22 protein-coding genes are annotated in these 23,796 nt (G+C 33.3%); 13 read left to right on the forward strand and 9 right to left on the reverse strand.

The features are described from left to right. Positions 1-13: 13 nt before the first annotated feature. Positions 14-1,240: a polyisoprenyl-teichoic acid--peptidoglycan teichoic acid transferase gene (locus tag KI230_RS05145; protein ID WP_001031976.1), complete on the reverse strand. Its 1,227-nt coding sequence runs from the start codon at positions 1,238-1,240 to the stop codon at positions 14-16. Positions 1,241-1,690: 450 nt separating this feature from the next. Here KI230_RS05145 and fmtA point away from each other — a divergent pair, with 450 nt between their 5' ends. Continuing rightward, positions 1,691-2,884: a teichoic acid D-Ala esterase FmtA gene (gene fmtA / locus KI230_RS05150; protein ID WP_000671245.1), complete on the forward strand. Its 1,194-nt coding sequence runs from the start codon at positions 1,691-1,693 to the stop codon at positions 2,882-2,884. 536 nt (positions 2,885-3,420) lie between these two features. On the opposite strand, the gene qoxD is transcribed toward fmtA, so the two are convergent. The 4 genes from qoxD to qoxA are packed head-to-tail and all read right to left on the reverse strand — an operon-like array spanning position 3,421 to position 7,391. Further along, positions 3,421-3,699: a cytochrome aa3 quinol oxidase subunit IV gene (qoxD, locus tag KI230_RS05155; protein ID WP_001797236.1), complete on the reverse strand. Its 279-nt coding sequence runs from the start codon at positions 3,697-3,699 to the stop codon at positions 3,421-3,423. An 8-nt stretch (positions 3,700-3,707) separates the two neighbouring features. Then, entirely contained in the window at positions 3,708-4,313 is a 606-nt protein-coding gene (gene qoxC, locus KI230_RS05160) for a cytochrome aa3 quinol oxidase subunit III (RefSeq protein WP_000017736.1), read from the reverse strand. Further along, entirely contained in the window at positions 4,303-6,291 is a 1,989-nt protein-coding gene (qoxB, locus tag KI230_RS05165; RefSeq protein ID WP_214958340.1) for a cytochrome aa3 quinol oxidase subunit I, read from the reverse strand. Before qoxB ends, qoxC begins: the two co-directional genes overlap by 11 nt. Beyond that, entirely contained in the window at positions 6,291-7,391 is a 1,101-nt protein-coding gene (gene qoxA, locus KI230_RS05170; RefSeq protein WP_000032836.1) for a cytochrome aa3 quinol oxidase subunit II, read from the reverse strand. The genes qoxB and qoxA overlap by 1 nt, the downstream gene beginning before the upstream one ends. 301 nt (positions 7,392-7,692) lie before the next feature. Between qoxA and KI230_RS05175 the strand changes: the two genes are divergently transcribed. Further along, on the forward strand, positions 7,693-7,815 hold the full coding sequence (locus KI230_RS05175) for a hypothetical protein (RefSeq protein ID WP_001788584.1): 123 nt from the start codon (positions 7,693-7,695) through the stop codon (positions 7,813-7,815). Between the two features lie 147 nt (positions 7,816-7,962). Here the strand turns inward: KI230_RS05175 and KI230_RS05180 are convergent, their stop codons facing one another. Further along, the gene (locus tag KI230_RS05180; protein WP_001037831.1) at positions 7,963-8,280 is read right to left on the reverse strand and encodes a DUF5011 domain-containing protein; all 318 of its coding nucleotides are present in this window, start codon (positions 8,278-8,280) and stop codon (positions 7,963-7,965) included. Between the two features lie 750 nt (positions 8,281-9,030). Further along, positions 9,031-9,891 carry a bifunctional methylenetetrahydrofolate dehydrogenase/methenyltetrahydrofolate cyclohydrolase FolD gene (folD, locus tag KI230_RS05185; RefSeq protein WP_000225837.1) on the reverse strand — a complete coding sequence of 287 codons (861 nt, stop codon included), beginning with the start codon at positions 9,889-9,891 and terminating at the stop codon, positions 9,031-9,033. 200 nt (positions 9,892-10,091) lie between these two features. Between folD and purE the strand changes: the two genes are divergently transcribed. The 11 genes from purE to purD are packed head-to-tail and all read left to right on the forward strand — an operon-like array spanning position 10,092 to position 21,326. After that, positions 10,092-10,574 (forward strand): 5-(carboxyamino)imidazole ribonucleotide mutase, encoded by a 483-nt coding sequence (gene purE / locus KI230_RS05190; RefSeq protein ID WP_000861572.1) that lies wholly within the window; start codon positions 10,092-10,094, stop codon positions 10,572-10,574. Continuing rightward, positions 10,561-11,685 carry a 5-(carboxyamino)imidazole ribonucleotide synthase gene (gene purK / locus KI230_RS05195; RefSeq protein ID WP_214958341.1) on the forward strand — a complete coding sequence of 375 codons (1,125 nt, stop codon included), beginning with the start codon at positions 10,561-10,563 and terminating at the stop codon, positions 11,683-11,685. Before purE ends, purK begins: the two co-directional genes overlap by 14 nt. Positions 11,686-11,688: 3 nt before the next feature. Further along, positions 11,689-12,393, forward strand: a complete 705-nt coding sequence (gene purC, locus KI230_RS05200; RefSeq protein WP_000174053.1) for a phosphoribosylaminoimidazolesuccinocarboxamide synthase — start codon at positions 11,689-11,691, stop codon at positions 12,391-12,393. Next, the gene (gene purS / locus KI230_RS05205; RefSeq protein ID WP_000848350.1) at positions 12,393-12,656 is read left to right on the forward strand and encodes a phosphoribosylformylglycinamidine synthase subunit PurS; all 264 of its coding nucleotides are present in this window, start codon (positions 12,393-12,395) and stop codon (positions 12,654-12,656) included. The genes purC and purS overlap by 1 nt, the downstream gene beginning before the upstream one ends. Before the next feature lies 1 nt (position 12,657). Next, positions 12,658-13,329, forward strand: a complete 672-nt coding sequence (purQ, locus tag KI230_RS05210) for a phosphoribosylformylglycinamidine synthase I (protein WP_000666799.1) — start codon at positions 12,658-12,660, stop codon at positions 13,327-13,329. Then, entirely contained in the window at positions 13,322-15,511 is a 2,190-nt protein-coding gene (gene purL, locus KI230_RS05215; protein ID WP_000032745.1) for a phosphoribosylformylglycinamidine synthase subunit PurL, read from the forward strand. The genes purQ and purL overlap by 8 nt, the downstream gene beginning before the upstream one ends. Continuing rightward, the gene (purF, locus tag KI230_RS05220; protein ID WP_000483713.1) at positions 15,490-16,974 is read left to right on the forward strand and encodes an amidophosphoribosyltransferase; all 1,485 of its coding nucleotides are present in this window, start codon (positions 15,490-15,492) and stop codon (positions 16,972-16,974) included. Before purL ends, purF begins: the two co-directional genes overlap by 22 nt. Next, positions 16,967-17,995 carry a phosphoribosylformylglycinamidine cyclo-ligase gene (gene purM, locus KI230_RS05225; protein WP_000030815.1) on the forward strand — a complete coding sequence of 343 codons (1,029 nt, stop codon included), beginning with the start codon at positions 16,967-16,969 and terminating at the stop codon, positions 17,993-17,995. The genes purF and purM overlap by 8 nt, the downstream gene beginning before the upstream one ends. A 2-nt stretch (positions 17,996-17,997) precedes the next feature. Next, positions 17,998-18,564 (forward strand): phosphoribosylglycinamide formyltransferase, encoded by a 567-nt coding sequence (purN, locus tag KI230_RS05230; protein ID WP_000238668.1) that lies wholly within the window; start codon positions 17,998-18,000, stop codon positions 18,562-18,564. 14 nt (positions 18,565-18,578) lie between these two features. After that, complete coding sequence (gene purH, locus KI230_RS05235; RefSeq protein WP_000709279.1) at positions 18,579-20,057, forward strand: bifunctional phosphoribosylaminoimidazolecarboxamide formyltransferase/IMP cyclohydrolase; 1,479 nt, start codon at positions 18,579-18,581, stop codon at positions 20,055-20,057. 21 nt (positions 20,058-20,078) lie between these two features. Next, positions 20,079-21,326: a phosphoribosylamine--glycine ligase gene (purD, locus tag KI230_RS05240; RefSeq protein WP_001101908.1), complete on the forward strand. Its 1,248-nt coding sequence runs from the start codon at positions 20,079-20,081 to the stop codon at positions 21,324-21,326. A gap of 264 nt (positions 21,327-21,590) precedes the next feature. Here the strand turns inward: purD and KI230_RS05245 are convergent, their stop codons facing one another. Both KI230_RS05245 and KI230_RS05250 read right to left on the reverse strand, forming a co-directional pair. Further along, positions 21,591-22,397, reverse strand: coding sequence for an energy-coupling factor transporter transmembrane component T family protein (locus tag KI230_RS05245; RefSeq protein WP_000273256.1), 807 nt, complete (start codon positions 22,395-22,397; stop codon positions 21,591-21,593). Continuing rightward, positions 22,390-23,790, reverse strand: coding sequence for an ABC transporter ATP-binding protein (locus KI230_RS05250; RefSeq protein ID WP_000921973.1), 1,401 nt, complete (start codon positions 23,788-23,790; stop codon positions 22,390-22,392). The genes KI230_RS05245 and KI230_RS05250 overlap by 8 nt, the downstream gene beginning before the upstream one ends. Between the last annotated feature and the right edge of the window lie 6 nt (positions 23,791-23,796).

The following is a 23,796-nucleotide window of genomic DNA, read 5'->3' on the forward strand; positions in this document are numbered from 1 at the left end:
TCGTCATATAATATTAGTTTACAACACCATTTTGGTTATTTGAAGCTTGTGGCGTTTGTTGAATATTACCTTGATCTTGGTTAGTGTTTTGACCCGTAGTAGGTTGTTGCTGATTATTGACACCATTGTTGTTATTACTATTATTACTGTCGTCAGTATTATTCGAAGATTTATCTTTATCTGTCGTATCATTTTGTTCTTTTCTCAATAAACTACTATCTAAAGGCGTTAATGGTATTAATGAACCATAATGGTTGATAACACGTTGATCTAAGAAATCATTTTTATCATTAATAGGTGATAATTCTAAGTCTTTACGAAGTAAGTTTGCATATTTTTGAATGCTTTCAACACTTGGATGATAATAGTAAATACCATTTAACATATCATCTTTACCTTTTAATTGCGCAGTTTTAATTTCAACATCATTTGTTAAGTACATTTTTGCTAAAGCTTTAATTTCAGAGTTAGTTAAATTATGCTTTGCATTTTTACCTACAATTTGAATCACGTTATCAAGTTTATCAATAGAATCAACTTCCTGTGCTTTTTGGAATAAAATCTTAATTAATTCCATTTGACGTTGTCCACGTTTTAAGTCTGAATCATGATGTCTAGTTCTAGCAACTGCTAAAGCCTCATCACCATTTAATTTTTGGTACCCTTTTTTAATTTTAATCTTACCAGTATCATCTGTGTTAGGTTCATTTAAGTCGTATGGCACATCATAGTATATGCCACCAAGCTCATTTACAGCCTCGACAAATGCTTTCATATTAACTCTCACATAATAATCAACAGGTACATTCATGGTAGCTTCTACCGAATCCATTGCGGCAATTGGACCACCATATGCATGTGCATGGGTAATCTTATCGTAATAGCCAACTTTAGGAATGTAGCTGATAGTATCACGTGGAATACTAAGCATTCTAATTTGATGTTTTGATTGATTAAAAGTAGTTAAAATCATAGCGTCTGATCTAGAGTGTTCAGCATCCTGTCCTTTTTTTCTTCTTCCATCGTTATCATCGATACCTAAGAAAAGAATAGAGATAGGTTGTTCTTCGGGATTGACTTTATTATCTCTTAAGTTGGATTGACGATTAGCATTTTTGCTGTCTTGAGAAGATTCGAATGCATCTTGGGACGTTTTAAAAAGTAACGTAGCGAAGACTATTGGAACAACAATGAGAACCAATGCTAGAAGGATCAAAAAGTATTTTAAAAATTTATTCATGATTGATGCTCCTATATTAAATTTTTGTTAAATCATAATCATAATTTTAAAATATAATTAGTTGAACGATATTTATACAACTTCATTACTAATACATTATAGCCTTAAATTGTAGTACTTTATAGTAAAAAATACAAATGTTATGTCAAAGTTCCTTGTAATTTGAATGTTTTGTTAAAATCAAAAAGCATTTTTAAAAATATAATGCGACTTTAGTATGATGTCTTAAAAAATTTAAAGGCGTAATATAAATTCGAGTGATTTATACAAAGTGATAAGGTATAATTAATTTTGTTGTATAGATAACATATTAGAAAAACTTATTACTATGTAGCGTAAAGCATAAATGAATGATAAGTTAATTTTTGTAAGTTGTATTATTAGGCATCTAGGTTCAAATTTTTAACGATTTAAATATATAAAATGAATACATTGTGAGGCAATTATCAAATGAAATTTAATAAAGTAAAACTAGTTATACATGCGTGTGTACTATTATTTATCATTATTTCTATAGCGTTAATTTTTCATCGATTACAGACGAAGACACATTCTATAGACCCAATACATAAGGAAACAAAATTATCAGACAATGAAAAATATTTAGTGGATCGTAATAAGGAAAAGGTTGCGCCGTCTAAACTAAAAGAGGTATATAATAGCAAGGATCCTAAATATAAGAAAATTGACAAGTATTTACAAAGTTCATTATTTAACGGTTCAGTAGCTATATATGAAAATGGCAAATTGAAAATGAGTAAAGGTTATGGATATCAAGATTTTGAAAAAGGTATTAAAAACACACCGAATACGATGTTTTTAATAGGTTCAGCTCAAAAATTTTCAACAGGGTTACTGTTAAAACAGTTAGAAGAAGAACATAAAATAAATATCAATGATCCAGTAAGTAAATACCTTCCATGGTTTAAAACATCTAAGCCTATCCCATTGAAAGATTTAATGTTGCATCAAAGTGGATTATATAAATATAAATCCTCAAAAGATTATAAAAATTTAGATCAAGCAGTTAAAGCGATTCAAAAACGTGGTATTGATCCTAAGAAATACAAAAAGCATATGTATAACGATGGGAATTATTTAGTACTTGCGAAAGTAATTGAAGAAGTTACAGGTAAATCTTATGCTGAGAATTATTATACAAAAATAGGAGATCCTTTAAAACTTCAGCACACAGCATTTTATGATGAACAACCTTTTAAAAAATATCTAGCAAAAGGTTATGCTTATAATAGTACAGGACTTTCATTCTTAAGACCTAATATTTTGGACCAATACTATGGTGCAGGTAATTTATATATGACACCAACAGATATGGGTAAATTAATTACTCAAATACAACAATATAAATTATTCAGTCCTAAAATAACCAATCCATTATTACATGAGTTTGGTACGAAACAGTATCCAGATGAATATCGATATGGTTTCTATGCTAAGCCAACATTGAATAGACTTAACGGGGGATTCTTTGGACAAGTCTTTACTGTTTACTATAATGATAAGTATGTAGTTGTACTTGCATTAAATGTAAAAGGAAACAATGAAGTTCGAATCAAACATATTTATAATGATATTTTAAAACAAAATAAACCTTACAATACGAAGGGTGTTATTGTTCAATAATTAATATAGAAGATATAACATGTATATGGCATTAAGGCATCGACCTTACCTGACCAGTATACGAGTTATATCTTCTTTTTTATAGTGGTAAAAAGTATAAAGTATAAGGTTGAAGAAGGATGAGTTTAAAAATATGTGTTAACTGATAAAAGGGGAAATCATTTGGTGAGTTGGCATCAGACTAAAATGAATGAAGACGAATACGTTGGTCCATGCGTGGTGTGAATGTTTTCTAAATCTAACTGGAAATGATAATTTAATAATGTACACTTTTGATTGTTTAAACATGTACAATTTTTAAAAACCTAGGGATAATTTTATTGACGTGAACAACATTGAGATTATCTTTAGACATAAATATGGATTTTGAAGTTACTATATTTATTAGTTGTGGTTGTTAATGTATTAATTGAATTGATTATAATGATTGTCTTATAAGATATAGAAGGGGACTTAACCATTTAAAAATTGAAGGAAAATAAAAACCAGCTAACAAAAGTGTTAGCTGGTTAAACTTTACATTATTAAAATGTTGTTTATAAGTGTGAAGAGTGACCGCCTTGCATAACCCAATATGTTCCGACAACGAAACAAAGTGTAATTACAAGAGCAAAGATAACTTTGAATGTTTGTAAACGTCCATCTTTACCTTCAGTTAAATGCATGAACATTAATAATTGAAGTCCTGCTTGGACGAATGCAAAGCCAAAGATAATTGTCAACTTCGCGTGGAATGTTAATGACGTGTATAGTGTTACGTAAACTGCTAAAAGCGTTAATACGATAGATGCGATAAATCCTACAGTATGTTTCATTATTGTACTCATCCGCTATACACCATCCCTATCATATATACGGCAGTAAAGATGAAAACCCAAACAACATCTAAGAAGTGCCAGTATAAACTTACTATAAATAATTTTGGCGCATTATATTTGTCTAATCCGCGTCGTTGGATTTGGATTAATAAACAAATGGCCCAAACGATACCTAGCGATACGTGACAACCATGCGTTCCTAATAGGATAAAGAAACTAGACCAGTAAGAACCAATTGTTGGGTTAACGCCTTCTGATGCATAGTGTGCGAATTCATAAATTTCGAATCCAACAAAGACTAAACCTAAAAGTAACGTAATAATCATCCAAAACATCATTAACTTTTGTTTTTCTTGGCGCATGTAGTAAATAGCAATACCACATGTGTAAGAACTGAATAATAATGCAAACGTCATTATTAAAACAAGAGGCAATTCAAATAACTCAGTAGTCATTTTACCTGCATAATCGCCACCATGTTGCAAAGTTAATAGTGTCGCAAATAGGGTACCGAATAACGCAAATTCGGCTGTAATGAAAATCCAAAAGCCAAGCTTATTTAATTCGCCTTCATGTGTGCGTGAATCAATAGTGTTTGTATCATGACTCATGACTTACAGCCTCCCTTTCTTTAATACGCGCTTCTCTTAATCTAGCTTCAGTTTCAGCAACTTCAGCAGCAGGGATATGATATCCGTGATCGATTTGGAAACTGCGATAAATCATAGTACCAAAAATACCGAATAAACAAATTAATGCTGGAATTACAGTTTCGAAAATTAAGAAGAAACCGCCGATAGTCATAAAGATACCAATCCAGAATCCAACAGGAGTATTGTTTGGCATATGAATGTCTTTGTAATTATGGTTGTCTAAGTAATGACGACCATGTTCTTTCATATCAACAAATGTGTCGTAGTCATTCCAATCTGGTGTAATGGCAAAGTTGTATTTAGGTGGAATTGCTGATGCAGTAGTCCACTCTAGAGTACGGCCAAGGCCATCCCAGTTATCTCCAGTTGCTTCACGTGGAGATTTGAAGTGACTGTATACGATACTAACAACAAGGAATAAGAATCCGATTGCCATTAATAATGCACCGATAGTTGAAATTAAGTTTAATAAGAACCAACCATCTGATGGCATATAAGTGTATAAACGACGTGGCATACCATCTAATCCAAGAATGAATTGTGGTAAGAAACAAACGTTAAATCCGATCATGAAGAACCAGAAGCACCATTTGTTTAATGTTTCGTTTAATTTGTAACCCATCATCTTTGGATACCAGAAGATTAAACCAGCTAAGCAGGCAAATACAACACCAGTAACCAATGTATAGTGGAAGTGAGCTACTAAGAAGTACGTATTGTGATATTGAAAGTCAGCTGATGCCATTGCTAACATTACACCCGTAACACCACCTAAAAGGAAGTTAGGGATAAATGCTAATGAGAATAGCATTGGTGACTCAAATGTAATACGTCCTTTATATAATGTTAATAACCAGTTAAACAATTTCACACCAGTTGGAATACCAATCAGCATTGTTGAAATTGAGAAGAATGAGTTGATTAACGCACCATTACCCATTGTGAAGAAATGGTGAACCCAAACTAAGAAACTAAGGAACGCGATACCGGCAGTTGCCCATACCATACTTTGATGTCCGAATAAACGCTTACGAGCGAATGTCGGGATAATTTCTGAGTAAATACCAAATGCTGGAAGGATAACGATATAAACTTCAGGGTGCCCCCATACCCAGAAGAAGTTAGCCCAAAGCATTGGCATACCGCCATGTGCAACTGTGAAGAATGCTGTGTCAAATATTCTATCAGTTGTCATTAATGCTAACGCTACTGTTAAAGGAGGGAAAGCAAGAATAACAATTAATGTAGTAATAAATGTTGTTACTGTAAACATTGGCATTTGCATAAACTTCATAGTTGGTGTTTTACATCTTAAAATTGTTACAAAGAAGTTGATACCTGTAGCTAAGGTACCAAGCCCTGAAATTTGTATAGCTATTAAGTAATAGTTAACACCCGGACCAGGACTGAATTCACCTGCTAGTGGCGCATAGTTTGTCCAACCAGCTGCTGGTGAACCACCAATAATAAATGACAGGTTGAATAAAATCATACCTGCAAAGAATAGCCAGAAACTTACGTTGTTTAATACTGGGAATGCAACATCACGTGCTCCAATTTGTAATGGAACAACGATATTCCATAAACCAAAGATAAATGGCATTGCCATGAAGATAATCATGATTACACCATGTGTACTAAAAATTTCGTTATAGTGGTTAGATTCTAAAAATTTGTTATCAGGTACTGTTAATTGCGCACGAATAAGTAACGCATCAATACCACCACGGACGAACATTAATACGGCACAGATTAAATACATAATACCGATTTTCTTATGGTCTACAGATGTGAACCATTCTTTGTAAAGATATTTCCATAATTTAAAGTAAGTAATTACTGCGATTAAACCAATAACTAAGAATGGGGCACCAATTTGTGCCATTGTAATCATCCAGTTACCTTTAACTAGTAATTGATCCCATGGAAAATTCATTAATGTCCACCTCCATGATCATCATTGTCTTGATCTTGCGCATCTTTTGAAATTTTCTTCATTTCTTTCGCATTTTTCGATTCATCTTTCTTGAACTCATTGTTATATGGTTCGTCATTTCCAAGAATCATCAACTTCATACCATGTCGTTTATAGTTCGCATTTGTAATTTGAGCTTTACGAGCAGGTATTAATGGTTTGTCTGATACATCTTTAAACATATTTTCTTCACTAGTGAAGTTTGGATCTTTCAATTCGAAATTGAAACGTTTATATGCATAGAAGATGTATTCTGGATCGGCTGCTGGATCAACAAACGCCATATGTGTACCATTAAATTCTAAAGCTTTATTAGGTGTGCTTGGTAATAATTGTTTATCAAATGTATCTTGATCTAACGTTTTCTTACCTTTAACTTCTTTCACCCATTTGTCGTAGTCTTTTTGACTAACGGCATTTACTTTAAATGTTTGACGTGAGAATCCTTCACCATTGAAGTTAGAGTTACGACCTCTGAACGTACCAGTTTGAGATGCTTCTAACGTCCAATTCATTGTCATGCCAGTCATGGCATATTTTTGACCACCTAATTGTGGAATCCAGAAACTTGTCATTGTATCCATAGCTTGAAGCTTAAATACAACAGGACGATCTTTAGGGATTGTTAATGTATTAACAGTCTCTATATGTTCATCTGGATAAGCAAAGAACCATTTGTATCCTGCACTTACTGCATATACAACCATTGGATCTTTCTCACTCTTCGGTGGTTTTTCGTAATCGTATAAAGTTTTAACTGTAGGAATAGCTAAAGCAGCAACGATTATGATAGGTATTACAAACCATATTGTTTCAATGATGGCATTATGGTGCATCTTACCAGATTCGGCATTCTTATTATAACTATACTTGTAAATAAAAATGGCGAACATGCCAAGTACAACGAAACAAATAACAAGCATGAAGACGATTGAATAAAGAATCAAGAACTTCTGACTACTTGCTACTGGCCCTTTTGCGTTGAAAATTTCTATATTTGAACAACCACTAAGTAAAATTAGTGTGCCAAATAATAGAAGCAAAGACTTAAATTTTGACACTTTTTTGACCTCCTAATACTACAAATGTAGGGCTTAACATTAATTTTAAGTTATTACACAATATTTACAAGGGCTTATGGGAAAAAAATTAATAAAATTGTATCAAAAATGTTGATAAATCAAGGTGTGACGTGGGTTCACACATTTGTTAAAATTATGTGTACATTTTGTGACTAATAGCGTTTTTGAAAAAATTGCTTCATATTTAAAAGGAAAGTTGAGAATAGCTTTCAATTAAAGGTTAATTGAATGAAAATAAAAAAAGTTTGAAATTGTCTAATAAATTAAAAATGATGGCTAGTTGATTGAAAGGAAGCGCAAACATTTTAATAAGGAATTTGCCATAAGTAATTTATCGTTAAACAATGAAAAGTGGAAATTTGTTTGTTCAAAATCAAAACATTTTTTTAAAAAGAGCAGTTAAGTTTTAATAATTTGATAGGTAGTCCTTTGGTATACAGAAAAAATACAATATTTGGGTTAAAGTTGCAGATGAAGTTAGAATAACAAATAAAATGGTAGCAAAACATGTTCGTTTGCTACCATTTTATTTGCAGTATAGTGATGAGGGCTATTTAACCTCAATATACCTAGTGGAAATTTTAATTGCACCATCTGAATCAGTGACATGATATTTAATTTGATATTTACCAGATTTAGATGTATCAATTTGGCCATCGACTTTAATTTTATCGGTTAAATCTCCATCTTCTTTATCAAATGCACTTATGCCGTTTAGAAGGTTATAATCTTGACCTTTCTTAATAACGATATCATTAGCGCCTTTAATTTGTGGTGTAGTATTCGTCGTTGCATCTGCATTTAAATTTGGTGTTACTAGTGTAGCAGAAACACCGAGGGCTGATAATGACTGTAATAGTTTATTCATAATGTAACCTCCGAATGATAAGTCATTTCTGAGTTAGCTTTACTATACCTTAATTTATATTATTTACACATCATACTATAGTCCTAATCTTACCCTATAAAGAATGAAATTTAAATATAAATTTATAAATAATGAGGAAATAATTATTATTTTGAAAATCTGCCACAATTGTAAAATTAATAATTTAGGGATAATTTGAAATCAAATATAACTTTATTCGACAGTTTGAACTTAAATTTTTGTGTATCAAAACAATAAGAAAAGGGAGGCGAAAATGATAAAGAACCACTAATGATTAACTATGTAGTAGTACTTTATCATAGTCACAGCTTCTGTGTTGGGGCCCCGGACTAAAATTGAAAAATGCTTGTTACAAGCTTATTTTCATTCAATTAACTACTGTCTATATAAAATTGTTGAGCCAAGTACAAAGTGAAATGCTCCCTTCAAAGCCTTCATTTATTCAATGTCTACTTTGAAGGGAGCATTTGATCGATTAATGTCCCAGATTTTTCTTGTTATTCATTTCAATTGCGAAATAATATTAAATGTGGGTTAAAAGACTTCATTAAAACTCAGTTATTAGGGAGTGGGACAGAAATGATATTTTCGTAAAATTTATTTCGTCGTCCCACCCCGGCAAGGTTGACTAGAATTGAAAAAAGCTTGTTACAAGCGAATTTTCGTTCAGTCAACTACTGCCATTATAACTTTGTAGAGCATAGAACATTGATTTATGTCTCAGGCTCTTTACGAATCAATACCTCGACGCATTTTTTCTGCAAGCAAAGTATTATTTAATACCATAGTAATTGTTAATGGACCAACGCCACCAGGAACTGGTGTAATAGCTCCAGCAATTTCTTTAACCGCATCATAATCAACGTCACCTTTTAATTTGCCATTTTCATCTGGCGTATTGCCAACATCGATAATTACTGCTCCTTCTTTGACCACATCTTTTGTTACTAAACCAGGCTTACCAACTGCACTGACAATGACATCAGCATCCTTTAAATATGATGCCATATCTTTTGAACGAGAATGTAAGATTGTTACTGATGCATTTTTTTGAAGTAGTAACTTAGAAACTGGTTGTCCGACAATATGACTTCGTCCAATTACAACTGCATTTTTACCTTCTAAATCAATATCAGCATGTTTTAATATTTCCATGATGCCGAGCGGTGTGCAAGGTACAAAAGTTTGTTCATCGATATATAATTTCCCTATATTTATTGGATGAAATCCGTCCACATCTTTTTCAGGATTGATTGCTTCTAATATTTTCTGTTCGCTAACTTGTTTTGGTAATGGTACTTGTACCAAAATACCACTTACAGAATCATCATTATTTAGTCTATTTAGTTCGTTTAATACTTCTTCTTCAGTAGCTGTTTCTTCCAAATGTACGATTTCTGAAATCATACCAATTTTTTCAGCTGCTTTCTTTTTTGATCTAACATAACTTTGACTAGCGCCATCATTACCAACTAATATAACGGATAATTTAGGTGTAAAACCCTTTTCTTTTAGCGCTTCAACTTGATCTTGTAACCCCTGTCTGTAGTCTTTGGCAATTTGTTTACCATCTAAAATTTTAGCAACCATAAAAACTTCTCCTCCTATTGTCAATATCCTAACTTTGTTAGTTCATAAAACTAATTTACATAGCAAAAGACGTAAATTCAAACAAAAAATCAAAATAAAGTTCGATTTTTGATTGAAAAAGCAGAAATTGCTTGTTATGCTATATCTATAATATACAACTAAAGTAATTCACAATTCAAACTTTTGAAAGGGTGTACAAAGTGAAAGTAGCAGTCATTATGGGCAGTTCTTCCGATTGGAAAATTATGCAAGAGAGTTGTAACATGTTGGATTATTTTGAAATTCCGTACGAAAAACAAGTAGTATCCGCACATCGTACGCCAAAAATGATGGTTCAATTTGCTTCTGAAGCGAGAGAAAGAGGTATAAACATTATCATTGCAGGCGCTGGCGGTGCGGCACATTTACCAGGTATGGTTGCATCATTAACTACGCTACCAGTTATTGGAGTGCCGATTGAAACAAAAAGTTTAAAGGGTATAGATTCTTTATTATCAATTGTTCAAATGCCAGGAGGTATTCCGGTTGCAACGACTGCAATTGGTGCAGCAGGTGCTAAAAACGCAGGTATACTTGCAGCAAGAATGTTAAGTATTCAAAATCCTTCTTTAGTTGAAAAACTAAATCAGTATGAATCTTCGTTAATTCAAAAAGTGGAGGACATGCAAAATGAACTTCAATAAATTAAAGTTTGGTGCGACTATTGGCATTATTGGTGGTGGTCAGCTTGGAAAGATGATGGCACAATCAGCTCAAAAAATGGGTTATAAAGTGGTTGTATTGGATCCTGCTGAAGATTGTCCATGTAGATACGTTGCACACGAATTTATACAAGCCAAGTATGACGATGAAAAGGCACTCAATCAATTAGGACAAAAATGTGATGTGATTACTTATGAATTTGAAAACATTTCAGCCCAACAATTAAAACTATTATGTGAAAAGTACAATATTCCGCAAGGTTACCAAGCTATACAGTTATTACAAGACCGCTTAACTGAAAAAGAAACATTAAAAAATGCTGGTACCAAAGTTGTCCCGTTCATTTCAGTAAAAGAATCTACAGATATTGACAAAGCAATTGAAACATTAGGATATCCTTTTATTGTAAAAACTAGATTTGGTGGCTACGATGGCAAAGGTCAAGTTTTAATTAACAACGAAAAAGACTTACAAGAAGGTTTTAAATTAATTGAAACTAGTGAATGCGTAGCTGAAAAATATTTGAATATCAAGAAAGAAGTATCTCTTACTGTTACAAGAGGAAACAACAATCAAATCACTTTTTTCCCATTACAAGAAAATGAGCATAGAAATCAAATACTTTTCAAAACAATTGTTCCAGCGAGAATAGATAAAACAGCTGAGGCGAAAGAGCAAGTTAATAAAATTATCCAATCGATTCATTTCATTGGAACATTTACAGTGGAATTTTTTATAGATAGTAACAACCAATTGTATGTGAACGAGATTGCACCAAGGCCTCACAATTCCGGACATTATTCAATTGAAGCATGTGATTATTCACAATTTGATACTCATATTTTAGCAGTTACCGGACAATCATTACCAAATTCAATTGAATTATTAAAGCCAGCAGTCATGATGAACTTACTAGGTAAAGATTTAGATTTATTGGAAAATGAATTTAATGAACATCCAGAGTGGCACTTACATATTTATGGTAAGTCTGAGCGTAAAGATAGCAGAAAAATGGGGCATATGACTGTACTAACGAATGATGTAAACCAAACTGAACAAGATATGTACGCTAAATTTGAGGGGAGTAATTAAAGCATGACATTATTATATGAAGGAAAAGCGAAGCGCATTTTCTCAACAAATCAAGAAAATGAATTAAGAGTTGAATATAAAGATGAAGTTACTGCTGGAAACGGGGCTAAGAAAGACACAATGGCAGGTAAGGGGCGATTAAATAATCAAATTACTTCTATTATATTTAAATATTTACAAGAAAATGGAATAGAAAGTCACTTTATTAAACAATTATCTGAAACAGAACAATTAGTTAAGCCTGTGAAAATAATTCCATTAGAAGTAGTTGTTCGTAATATTGCTAGTGGATCTATTACAAAGCGTTTAGGTTTTGAAAATGGTGAAGTTTTTAGAGAACCACTTGTGGAATTTTTCTATAAAAATGATGCGTTAAATGATCCGTTGATAACGGATGACCATGTTAAATTGCTCAATATAGCATCAGATGAAGATATTGAAATACTAAAATCCAAAGCATTAAAGATTAATAATGTGTTGAAACAATTAATGGATGCTATGAATTTAAAATTAGTAGATTTTAAAATCGAATTTGGAAAGACTGAGACTGGTCAAATTTTGTTAGCGGATGAAATATCTCCAGATACATGTCGAATTTGGGATAAAGCTACCAATGCAAACTTTGATAAAGATGTATATAGAAATAACACTGGATCACTGATTGAAACATATCAAATATTTTTAAACAAATTGGAGGATTTAAAATAATGAAAACAATTGAACTACATATCACATTACAACCACAAGTATTAGATACGCAAGGACAAACGCTTACTCGAGCTGTACATGACTTAGGTTATGCACAAGTGAATGATATTCGTGTAGGAAAAGTATTATATATGACAGTGGATGAGGTTAGTGATGAAAAGGTACACAACATTATTACAACTCTAAGTGAAAAATTGTTTGCAAATACAGTGATTGAAGAATATAGCTATAAAGTGTTAGATGATGAAAAGGAGAATGCATAAAATGAAATTTGCGGTTCTTGTTTTTCCAGGTTCGAATTGTGATAGAGACATGTTTAATGCTGCTATTAAAAGTGGTGTTGAAGCGGAATATGTAGATTATAGAGAAACATCACTAAGTGGATTTGATGGCGTACTTATTCCTGGTGGATTTTCATTCGGGGATTACTTAAGATCTGGGGCAATGGCTAGTGTAGCGCCGATTATTTCGGAAGTTAAACGTCTTGCAGCTGAAGGTAAGCCAGTATTAGGTGTTTGTAATGGGTTTCAAATTTTAACTGAAATAGGCTTATTACCTGGTGCATTATTGCATAACGATTCACATTTATTTATTAGTAGAAATGAAGAGTTAGAAATAGTGAATAATCAAACGGCATTTACAAATCTTTATGAACAAGGTGAAAAAGTTATATATCCTGTAGCTCACGGTGAAGGTCATTATTATTGTACTGATGAAATATATCAACAATTAAAAGCTAACAATCAAATTATTCTGAAATATGTGAATAATCCGAACGGTTCATATGATGATATTGCAGGAATTGTTAATGAAAAAGGCAATGTATGCGGCATGATGCCACATCCTGAAAGAGCTTTAGAAACGTTGTTAGGTACTGATAGTGGTGTGAAATTATTTGAAGCGATGGTAAAAAGTTGGAGGGAACAACATGTCTAAATTTATCGAACCAAGCGTTGAAGAAATTAAACTTGAAAAAGTATATCAAGATATGGGATTAAGTGATCAAGAATATGAAAAAGTTTGCGATATTTTAGGCAGACAACCTAACTTTACAGAAACAGGTATCTTTTCTGTTATGTGGAGTGAACATTGCTCTTATAAACATTCTAAACCGTTTTTAAAGCAATTTCCTACGTCAGGTGAGCATGTGCTTATGGGGCCTGGTGAAGGTGCAGGGGTAGTCGATATAGGTGATAATCAAGCCGTAGTATTTAAAGTAGAGTCTCACAACCATCCATCAGCAATTGAACCATATCAAGGGGCTGCTACAGGCGTTGGTGGAATCATTCGTGACATTGTCTCTATTGGGGCTAGACCTATTAATTTGTTAAACAGTCTTAGATTTGGAGAATTAGATAATAAACAAAACCAAAGATTACTTAAAGGGGTTGTAAAGGGTATCGGAGGTTATGGTAACTGCATTGGTATTCCAACAACTGCTGGTGAAATCGAATTTGATGAACGTTATGATGGCAATCCACTTGTTAATGCAATGTGTGTTGGTGTTATCAATCACGACATGATTCAAAAAGGCACAGCAAAAGGTGTAGGTAATTCGGTCATTTATGTTGGTTTGAAAACTGGTCGAGATGGTATTCATGGTGCTACTTTTGCATCTGAAGAATTGACGGAAGAAAGCGAAAGTAAACGACCTTCTGTACAAATCGGTGATCCATTTGTAGGTAAAAAATTAATGGAAGCAACACTTGAAGCAATTACATTTGATGAATTAGTTGGTATTCAAGATATGGGTGCTGCTGGTTTAACATCTTCATCGTCTGAAATGGCGGCAAAAGGTGGTAGTGGTTTACATTTGAGATTAGAACAAGTGCCAACACGTGAGCCAGGTATTTCTCCTTATGAAATGATGCTTTCAGAAACTCAAGAACGTATGTTACTAGTTGTTGAAAAAGGTACTGAACAAAAATTCTTAGATTTATTTGATAAGCACGAATTGGATAGTGCTGTTATAGGTGAAGTTACAGATACAAATCGTTTTGTTTTAACATATGATGACGAAGTTTATGCTGACATTCCAGTTGAACCACTAGCTGATGAAGCACCTGTATATATTTTAGAAGGAGAAGAAAAAGATTATAATACTTCTAAAAATGATTATACACACATCGATGTTAAAGATACTTTCTTTAAATTACTTAAGCATCCGACTATAGCATCTAAACACTATTTATATGATCAATACGACCAACAAGTTGGTGCCAATACGATAATTAAGCCAGGACTTCAAGCATCGGTAGTACGTGTGGAAGGCACAAATAAGGCAATTGCTTCAACAATTGATGGTGAAGCGCGTTATGTATATAACAATCCATATGAAGGTGGAAAGATGGTAGTAGCTGAAGCTTATCGAAATTTAATTGCCGTGGGTGCAACACCATTAGCAATGACAGATTGTTTAAATTATGGTTCTCCTGAAAAGAAAGAAATCTATCAACAGTTGATAGATTCAACGAAAGGTATGGCAGAAGCATGCGACATTCTTAAGACACCAGTAGTTTCTGGAAATGTATCTTTATATAACGAAACGAAAGGTACTTCTATTTTCCCAACACCAGTTGTTGGAATGGTAGGTTTGATTGAAAATGTAAATTATTTAAATGATTTTGAACCTCAAGTTGGAGATAAATTATATTTAATCGGTGATACTAAGGACGACTTTGGTGGTAGTCAACTTGAAAAGTTAATTTATGGCAAAGTTAATCATGAATTTGAGTCATTAGATTTGAGTTCAGAAGTTGAAAAAGGTGAATCAATCAAGACCGCTATTCGTGAAGGACTATTATCACATGTTCAAACAGTTGGTAAAGGTGGCTTACTGATTACCTTAGCTAAACTAAGTGCGCATTACGGTTTAGGATTAAAGTCTTCAATAGATATAACAAATGCACAATTGTTTAGTGAGACGCAAGGCCGATATGTTGTTTCTGTTAAATCAGGTAAAACTTTAAATATTGATAATGCAATAGAAATTGGACTTTTAACAGATAGTGATAATTTCAAAGTAACAACACCATATACAGAGATTAGTGAAAATGTTTCAGATATTAAACAAATATGGGAAGGGGCAATTGCTCAATGTTTAACTACTCAGGATTAAACGAAGAATGTGGCGTGTTTGGTATTTGGAATCATCCTGAAGCAGCGCAACTAACATATATGGGACTTCATAGTTTGCAACATCGTGGTCAAGAAGGTGCAGGTATAGTTGTTTCTGATCAAAATGAATTAAAAGGCGAGCGAGGATTAGGCTTACTAACTGAAGCGATTAAAGATGATCAAATGGAACGATTAAAAGGATATCAACATGCAATTGGTCACGTCCGTTATGCTACTTCAGGTAATAAAGGTATTGAAAATATTCAACCGTTTCTGTATCACTTTTATGATATGAGTGTAGGTATTTGTCATAATGGTAACCTCATTAATGCTAAATCATTGCGTCAGAATTTAGAAAAACAAGGTGCTATCTTCCATTCGTCTTCTGATACTGAAGTCATTATGCATTTGATACGTCGAAGTAAAGCTCCTACTTTTGAGGAAGCGTTGAAAGAAAGTTTGCGAAAAGTTAAAGGCGGTTTTACATTTGCGATTTTAACTAAAGATGCGTTATATGGCGCAGTAGATCCAAATGCTATCAGACCACTTGTTGTAGGTAAAATGAAAGATGGGACATACATCCTTGCAAGTGAAACATGTGCAATAGATGTGTTAGGTGCAGAATTCGTTCAAGATATTCATGCAGGTGAATATGTCGTGATTAACGATAAAGGTATTACAGTTAAATCTTATACACATCATACGACAACTGCAATTTCTGCGATGGAATATATTTATTTTGCTAGACCAGACTCAACAATAGCTGGTAAAAATGTCCATGCAGTACGTAAAGCTTCTGGTAAAAAATTAGCCCAAGAAAGCCCTGTAAATGCTGATATGGTCATCGGTGTACCCAATTCATCGCTATCAGCTGCGAGTGGTTATGCTGAAGAAATAGGTTTGCCATATGAAATGGGACTAGTTAAAAATCAATATGTTGCAAGAACATTTATTCAACCAACTCAAGAATTACGTGAGCAAGGTGTGAGAGTGAAGTTATCTGCGGTAAAAGATATAGTAGATGGGAAAAATATCATTCTTGTTGATGATTCCATTGTTCGCGGTACGACAATTCGACGCATTGTGAAAATGTTAAAAGATTCTGGTGCAAATAAAGTACATGTGCGTATAGCATCACCGGAATTTATGTTCCCAAGTTTTTATGGAATCGATGTTTCAACTACGGCAGAATTAATTTCTGCAAGCAAATCACCTGAAGAAATTAAAGATTATATTGGCGCTGATTCATTAGCATATCTATCTGTAGATGGGTTAATTGAATCAATTGGTTTAGATTATGACGCGCCATATAGTGGCTTATGTGTAGAAAGTTTCACTGGAGATTATCCTGCAGGGTTATATGATTATGAAGCAAATTATAAAGCGCATTTAAGTCATCGACAAAAGCAATATATTTCTAAAAACAAACACTTTTTTGATAGCGAGGGAAATTTAAATGTCTAAAGCATATGAACAATCTGGTGTAAATATTCATGCTGGTTATGAAGCTGTAGAAAGAATGTCTAGTCATGTTAAACGTACGATGCGTAAAGAAGTTATCGGTGGTTTAGGTGGATTCGGTGCTACATTTGATTTATCACAATTAAATATGACAGCACCAGTTTTAGTTTCTGGAACAGACGGAGTAGGTACGAAATTAAAACTAGCTATCGACTATGGGAAACATGATTCGATAGGTATCGATGCAGTCGCAATGTGTGTTAATGATATTTTAACGACAGGTGCAGAACCATTGTATTTTTTAGATTACATCGCTACAAATAAAGTTGTTCCTGAAGTTATTGAACAAATTGTTAAAGGTATTAGTGATGCATGCGTTGAAACGAATACTGCACTTATCGGTGGAGAGACTGCTGAAATGGGTGAAATGTATCACGAAGGTGAATATGATGTAGCCGGATTTGCAGTTGGAGCAGTTGAAAAGGATGACTATGTAGATGGTTCAGAAGTGAAAGAGGGACAAGTTGTTATAGGGCTTGCGTCAAGTGGCATTCATTCAAATGGATATAGTTTAGTGCGCAAATTAATTAATGAATCAGGCATTGATTTGGCATCAAACTTCGATAATCGTCCATTTATAGATGTCTTTTTAGAACCAACTAAATTATATGTCAAACCTGTACTTGCTTTAAAAAAAGAAGTTTCTATTAAGGCAATGAATCATATTACTGGTGGAGGCTTTTATGAAAATATTCCACGTGCATTGCCAGCCGGATATGCTGCTAGAATTGATACTACATCATTTCCAACGCCAAAAATATTTGATTGGTTACAACAACAAGGCAATATAGAGACAAATGAAATGTATAACATTTTTAACATGGGTATTGGCTATACGGTTATCGTTGATGAAAAAGATGTATCACGCGCTTTGAAGATTTTAGCAGAACAAAATGTGGAAGCCTATCAAATTGGTCATATTGTGAAAAATGAGTCAACTGCAATTGAATTGTTGGGGGTATAACAATGGTTAAAATTGCGATTTTTGCATCAGGTTCAGGAAGTAACTTTGAAAATATAGTTGAGCATGTTGAATCAGGAAAACTTGAAAATATTGAAGTTACGGCGCTATATACGGATCATCAAAATGCGTTTTGTATAGATAGAGCAAAAAAGCACGATATTCCTGTTTATATTAATGAACCAAAACAATTTGATTCAAAAGCAGCATATGAACAACATTTAGTAACATTATTAAATGAAGATAAGGTAGAGTGGATTATTTTAGCTGGCTACATGCGTCTAATTGGTCCAGACTTATTAGATTCATTTGAAGGTAAAATATTGAATATACATCCATCTCTATTGCCGAAATATAAGGGGATTGACGCAATAGGCCAAGCATATCATAGTGGCGATACTATTACTGGTTCGACAGTACATTATGTTGATAGTGGTATGGATACGGGAGAAATTATTGAACAGAGACAATGTGATATTAGACCGGACGATTCAAAAGAACAATTAGAAGAGAAAGTAAAAAAATTGGAATATGAGTTATATCCAAGTGTTATTGCTAAAATTGTAAAATAAGGAGTATGTATGTGATGAAGAAAGCTATTTTGAGCGTATCAAATAAAACAGGTATTGTAGAGTTTGCTAAAGCGTTAACGCAATTAAATTATGAATTATATTCAACAGGTGGTACTAAACGTATATTAGATGAAGCAAATGTACCAGTTCGTTCTGTTTCAGACTTAACACATTTTCCAGAAATAATGGATGGCCGTGTTAAAACATTACATCCAGCTGTTCATGGTGGTATTTTAGCTGATCGAAATAAACCGCAGCATTTAAATGAATTATCAGAACAACATATAGATTTAATTGATATGGTAGTAGTTAATTTATATCCATTCCAACAAACTGTTGCAAACCCTGATGTGACGATGGACGAAGCAATTGAAAATATTGATATTGGTGGTCCAACAATGTTACGTGCTGCAGCTAAAAACTATAAACATGTAACAACAATTGTACATCCGGCAGATTATCATGAAGTATTGACGCGATTAAGAAACGATTCGTTAGATGAGTCATATAGACAATCATTAATGATCAAAGTTTTTGAGCATACTGCAGAATATGATGAAGCGATTGTACGTTTCTTTAAAGGGGATAAAGAAACTTTAAGATATGGAGAAAATCCACAACAATCAGCGTATTTTGTGAGAACTTCGAATGCTAAGCACACGATTGCAGGCGCTAAACAATTACATGGGAAACAATTAAGCTATAACAATATTAAAGATGCAGATGCTACACTAGCTTTAGTTAAAAAGTTTGATACACCTGCTGCAGTTGCAGTTAAACACATGAATCCATGTGGTGTTGGTATCGGTGACACGATAGAACAAGCATTTCAACATGCGTATGAAGCGGATAGTCAATCAATATTTGGTGGAATTGTTGCATTAAACCGAGCTGTAACACCTGAGTTAGCAGAGCAATTGCATAGTATCTTTTTGGAAGTCATTATTGCACCAAAATTTACGGATAAAGCATTAAATATTTTAAAACAAAAGAAGAATGTAAGATTATTAGAAATTGATATGACTATAGACAGTAACGAAGAAGAGTTTGTTTCAGTATCTGGCGGATATTTAGTTCAAGATAAAGACAATTATGTCGTGCCAAAAGAAGAAATGAAAGTTGTTACAGAAGTTGCACCTACTGATGAACAATGGGAAGCAATGTTATTAGGATGGAAAGTTGTACCATCAGTAAAAAGTAATGCAATTATTTTAAGTAATAATAAACAAACTGTAGGAATAGGTGCTGGACAAATGAATCGTGTCGGTGCTGCTAAAATTGCATTAGAAAGAGCTATTGAAATCAATGATCATGTGGCGTTAGTATCTGATGGATTTTTCCCTATGGGAGATACAGTTGAACTTGCAGCACAACATGGTATAAAGACAATTATCCAACCGGGTGGTTCGATTAAAGATCAAGATTCAATTGATATGGCTAATAAACATGGTATTGCAATGGTAGTCACAGGCACTCGACATTTTAAACACTAATTTTAAAGGGGCGTAACATAAATGAATGTATTAGTAATTGGTGCTGGTGGACGAGAACATGCACTTGCATATAAACTTAATCAATCGAATCTAGTTAAACAAGTGTTTGTCATTCCAGGTAATGAGGCAATGACACCTATAGCTGAAGTACACACTGAAATTTCAGAATCTGATCATCAAGCGATACTAGATTTTGCTAAACGGCAAAATGTTGATTGGGTAGTTATAGGTCCAGAACAGCCGCTAATTGATGGATTAGCAGACATTTTACGAGCGAATGGTTTCAAAGTGTTTGGTCCAAATAAGCAAGCAGCTCAAATCGAAGGCTCAAAATTATTTGCTAAAAAGATAATGGAAAAATATAATATTCCAACTGCTGATTATAAAGAAGTTGAGCGAAAAAAGGATGCTTTAACATATATTGAAAACTGTGAATTGCCCGTTGTTGTCAAGAAAGATGGGTTAGCTGCTGGGAAAGGCGTTATTATTGCAGATACTATTGAAGCAGCCAGAAGTGCTATTGAGATTATGTATGGTGATGAAGAAGAAGGTACTGTTGTATTTGAAACGTTTTTAGAAGGTGAAGAGTTCTCGCTAATGACATTTGTTAATGGTGATTTAGCAGTACCTTTCGACTGTATTGCACAAGATCATAAACGCGCATTTGATCATGATGAAGGACCAAATACTGGTGGTATGGGGGCTTATTGTCCAGTACCACATATTAGTGACGATGTTTTAAAACTTACAAATGAAACAATTGCACAACCCATTGCAAAGGCAATGCTTAATGAAGGTTATCAATTCTTCGGTGTATTATACATTGGTGCTATTTTAACTAAAGATGGTCCAAAAGTAATAGAATTTAATGCCCGTTTTGGTGATCCTGAAGCTCAAGTATTATTAAGTCGCATGGAAAGTGATTTAATGCAGCATATTATTGATTTAGATGAAGGAAAACGTACTGAATTCAAATGGAAAAATGAATCTATTGTAGGGGTCATGTTGGCATCAAAAGGATATCCTGATGCATATGAAAAAGGGCATAAAGTAAGTGGCTTTGATTTAAATGAAAACTATTTTGTTAGTGGATTAAAGAAGCAAGGTGATACCTTTGTTACTTCAGGTGGTAGAGTTATACTTGCCATCGGAAAAGGTGACAATGTACAAGATGCACAGCGAGACGCATACAAAAAAGTATCACAAATACAAAGTGACCATTTATTCTATCGTCATGACATTGCGAATAAAGCACTACAACTTAAATAAGTAAATTTAAAATACTAAGATTAGCTATGAACGAATCTATAACGATAGATTTTTTCATAGCTTTTTTAGTTGTAGAGTCTAGGACATTGATTTCTGTACCAAATTTGTGATTATGCATATGTAATACAAAAGAGGCGCCACAACATGTTTGGATGAACAAAATAACATGTTTGTGGCACCTCTTTTGTTTAGTATGGAATAAATGGTTTTCTTTTTCTATACAATGAATTTCTAATTTAGTATCTATACAATTATGGATAAAATTTAACCTACACGACCAAGACGAACATCATCTATGCCCGTGATGGGTAAGGTGATTGAACAATAATATGCCAAAGTAATAATGGCAATTAAAACTATAATAAAGATTACATCTTTATATGAGAAAGGTACGTTGTAATAGTAAGTACGAGGACCATCTCTAAATCCTTTCGACTCCATCGCAACTGATAATTGATGTGCCTTTCTAATATTTTGGCTTAATAGAGGTATAATTAAATGCTTAAATCGCTTTAACCCTCTATAATTTGCCGCGTCTATCATCTGATAGCGCATTTTTAAAGATCTGCGAAGCTGTATTAAAGAACTAATCATTAAAGGTATCATACGAATGGCAGCCATGAATGCATAAGCAACTTTTGATTTAACCTTTAAATGTTGCATTAAACTATAAAATATCATGACAACCTGAGATGTAAGTGCGATTAAGATACCGAAAAATGAAATAGCAATGGTTCTTAATGATACATGTAAACCACGAACTAAACTTTCTGTTGTAATATGGATAAATCCGAATTTCAAAATTGTATGGCTACCATTCCCGTATAAAATCATGAACAGGGAAGAGAGTAATGCAAAGCCAATACTTATAGTTATAAAAATTGCTGTAATTTTAAACTGAGTACCATTAAACATCAATAAGAAAACTAACATTAAGATAGTGATATAAAGCATAAAATCGAAATTATGCACAAATATAATAAAGAAAAATAGTATAATTCCAAGAAATAGTTTCGTTATAATGTTGACATCATCAACAAATGATTGCCGAACTTTCCATTGCTCATACATTCGTATCACCATCACAATCTAGTAACGCACCATCTGAAATTTTAAGTCTTCTTGATGGATAACGTTCAATTATTTCATCGTCATGTGTAACCATGACAATACTTTGTCCCAAATTAATTCGCTTTTGGAAAAGTTTGATCAACTGGAATGTATTATGGCTATCAAGTCCAAATGTCGGTTCATCTAAAAAGATAATATCAGCTTTAGAACTTAGTGCGGTAGCTACGCTAAGGCGTCGTTTTTGACCAATAGACAACTCATAAGGATGTTGATCTTTTACATTTTGTAAATCTAAAAGTTTTAAAAGTTGTATCGTTTCATCATCACTTTGATCTTTAGAAAGGTGATTAAAATGAATGTTAATTTCATCATAAACCGAATTTGTTATAAATTGTAATTCTGGGTTTTGATAAACTAGATACATGTGTTTTGCTGCATGTTTAATTTTTGTTAAACGCTGATTTTCAAAATAAACATCACCTTGATATTTAATCAATTGCATAATTGATTCAAGCAAGGTTGTTTTACCACTACCATTTGCCCCTGTAATTGTAATCCACTCACCTAGACCAATTTCTAAATCTGAAAATGAGAGCAAGGTTGATTTACCGCGAATAATACGTCCATTTTTAAATTGTAATAAGTGTGAGTTTGTTGTTGGAAAGTCAACACGACTTGGTGCGAATTCCCATGCACGTGGATGCCACACACCATATTCACTGAGTAAATGAACATACTTCTGTAATATGATTTCAGGACATTCATCGGCAATGATATTTCCGTTATAATCCATCAAAATGACGCGGTCGACATGATTCCAGATGTGTTTAACTTTATGTTCAACGATTACAACAGTTTGATCTTCCCAAAGTTCAATTAGTTTAGTCCATAAATCTTCTGTTGCTTGAACATCTAACATTGCTGTCGGTTCATCTAAAAACAATGTTTTTGATTGTTGAAGAATGGTTTCAACAATTGCCAATTTCTGTTTCATCCCGCCACTTAAATCTTTGATATACGTTTCAGGGGTAACATTTAAATTGACCATATTTAAAGCATTGATAATTAACGCATCCATGTCTTCACGTGGTACTTGTCTATTTTCTAAAACGAATGCAAGTTCTTCGTATACTTTTGGCATACAAAACTGGCTATCAGGGTCTTGGAAAATAACGCCACTTAATGGGTCAACGATTAGTTCATCATATTTCATAGGTAATTCAATTAAATTAGGAACAATACCACTTAATACATTCAGAAGTGTACTTTTACCGCAACCAGAAGGACCGAGTAAAAGTACTTTTTCTTTGTCTTGAATAGTGATATTTAAATGATCGAAAATTTTACGCTGACCACTTGGATATTTTAATCGTAAATCACTTACTTTTAACACTCTGAA

Origin of the sequence: Staphylococcus sp. MZ3 (genome assembly GCF_018622755.1) — a bacterium.
In the GTDB taxonomy this organism is placed as follows: domain Bacteria; phylum Bacillota; class Bacilli; order Staphylococcales; family Staphylococcaceae; genus Staphylococcus; species Staphylococcus aureus.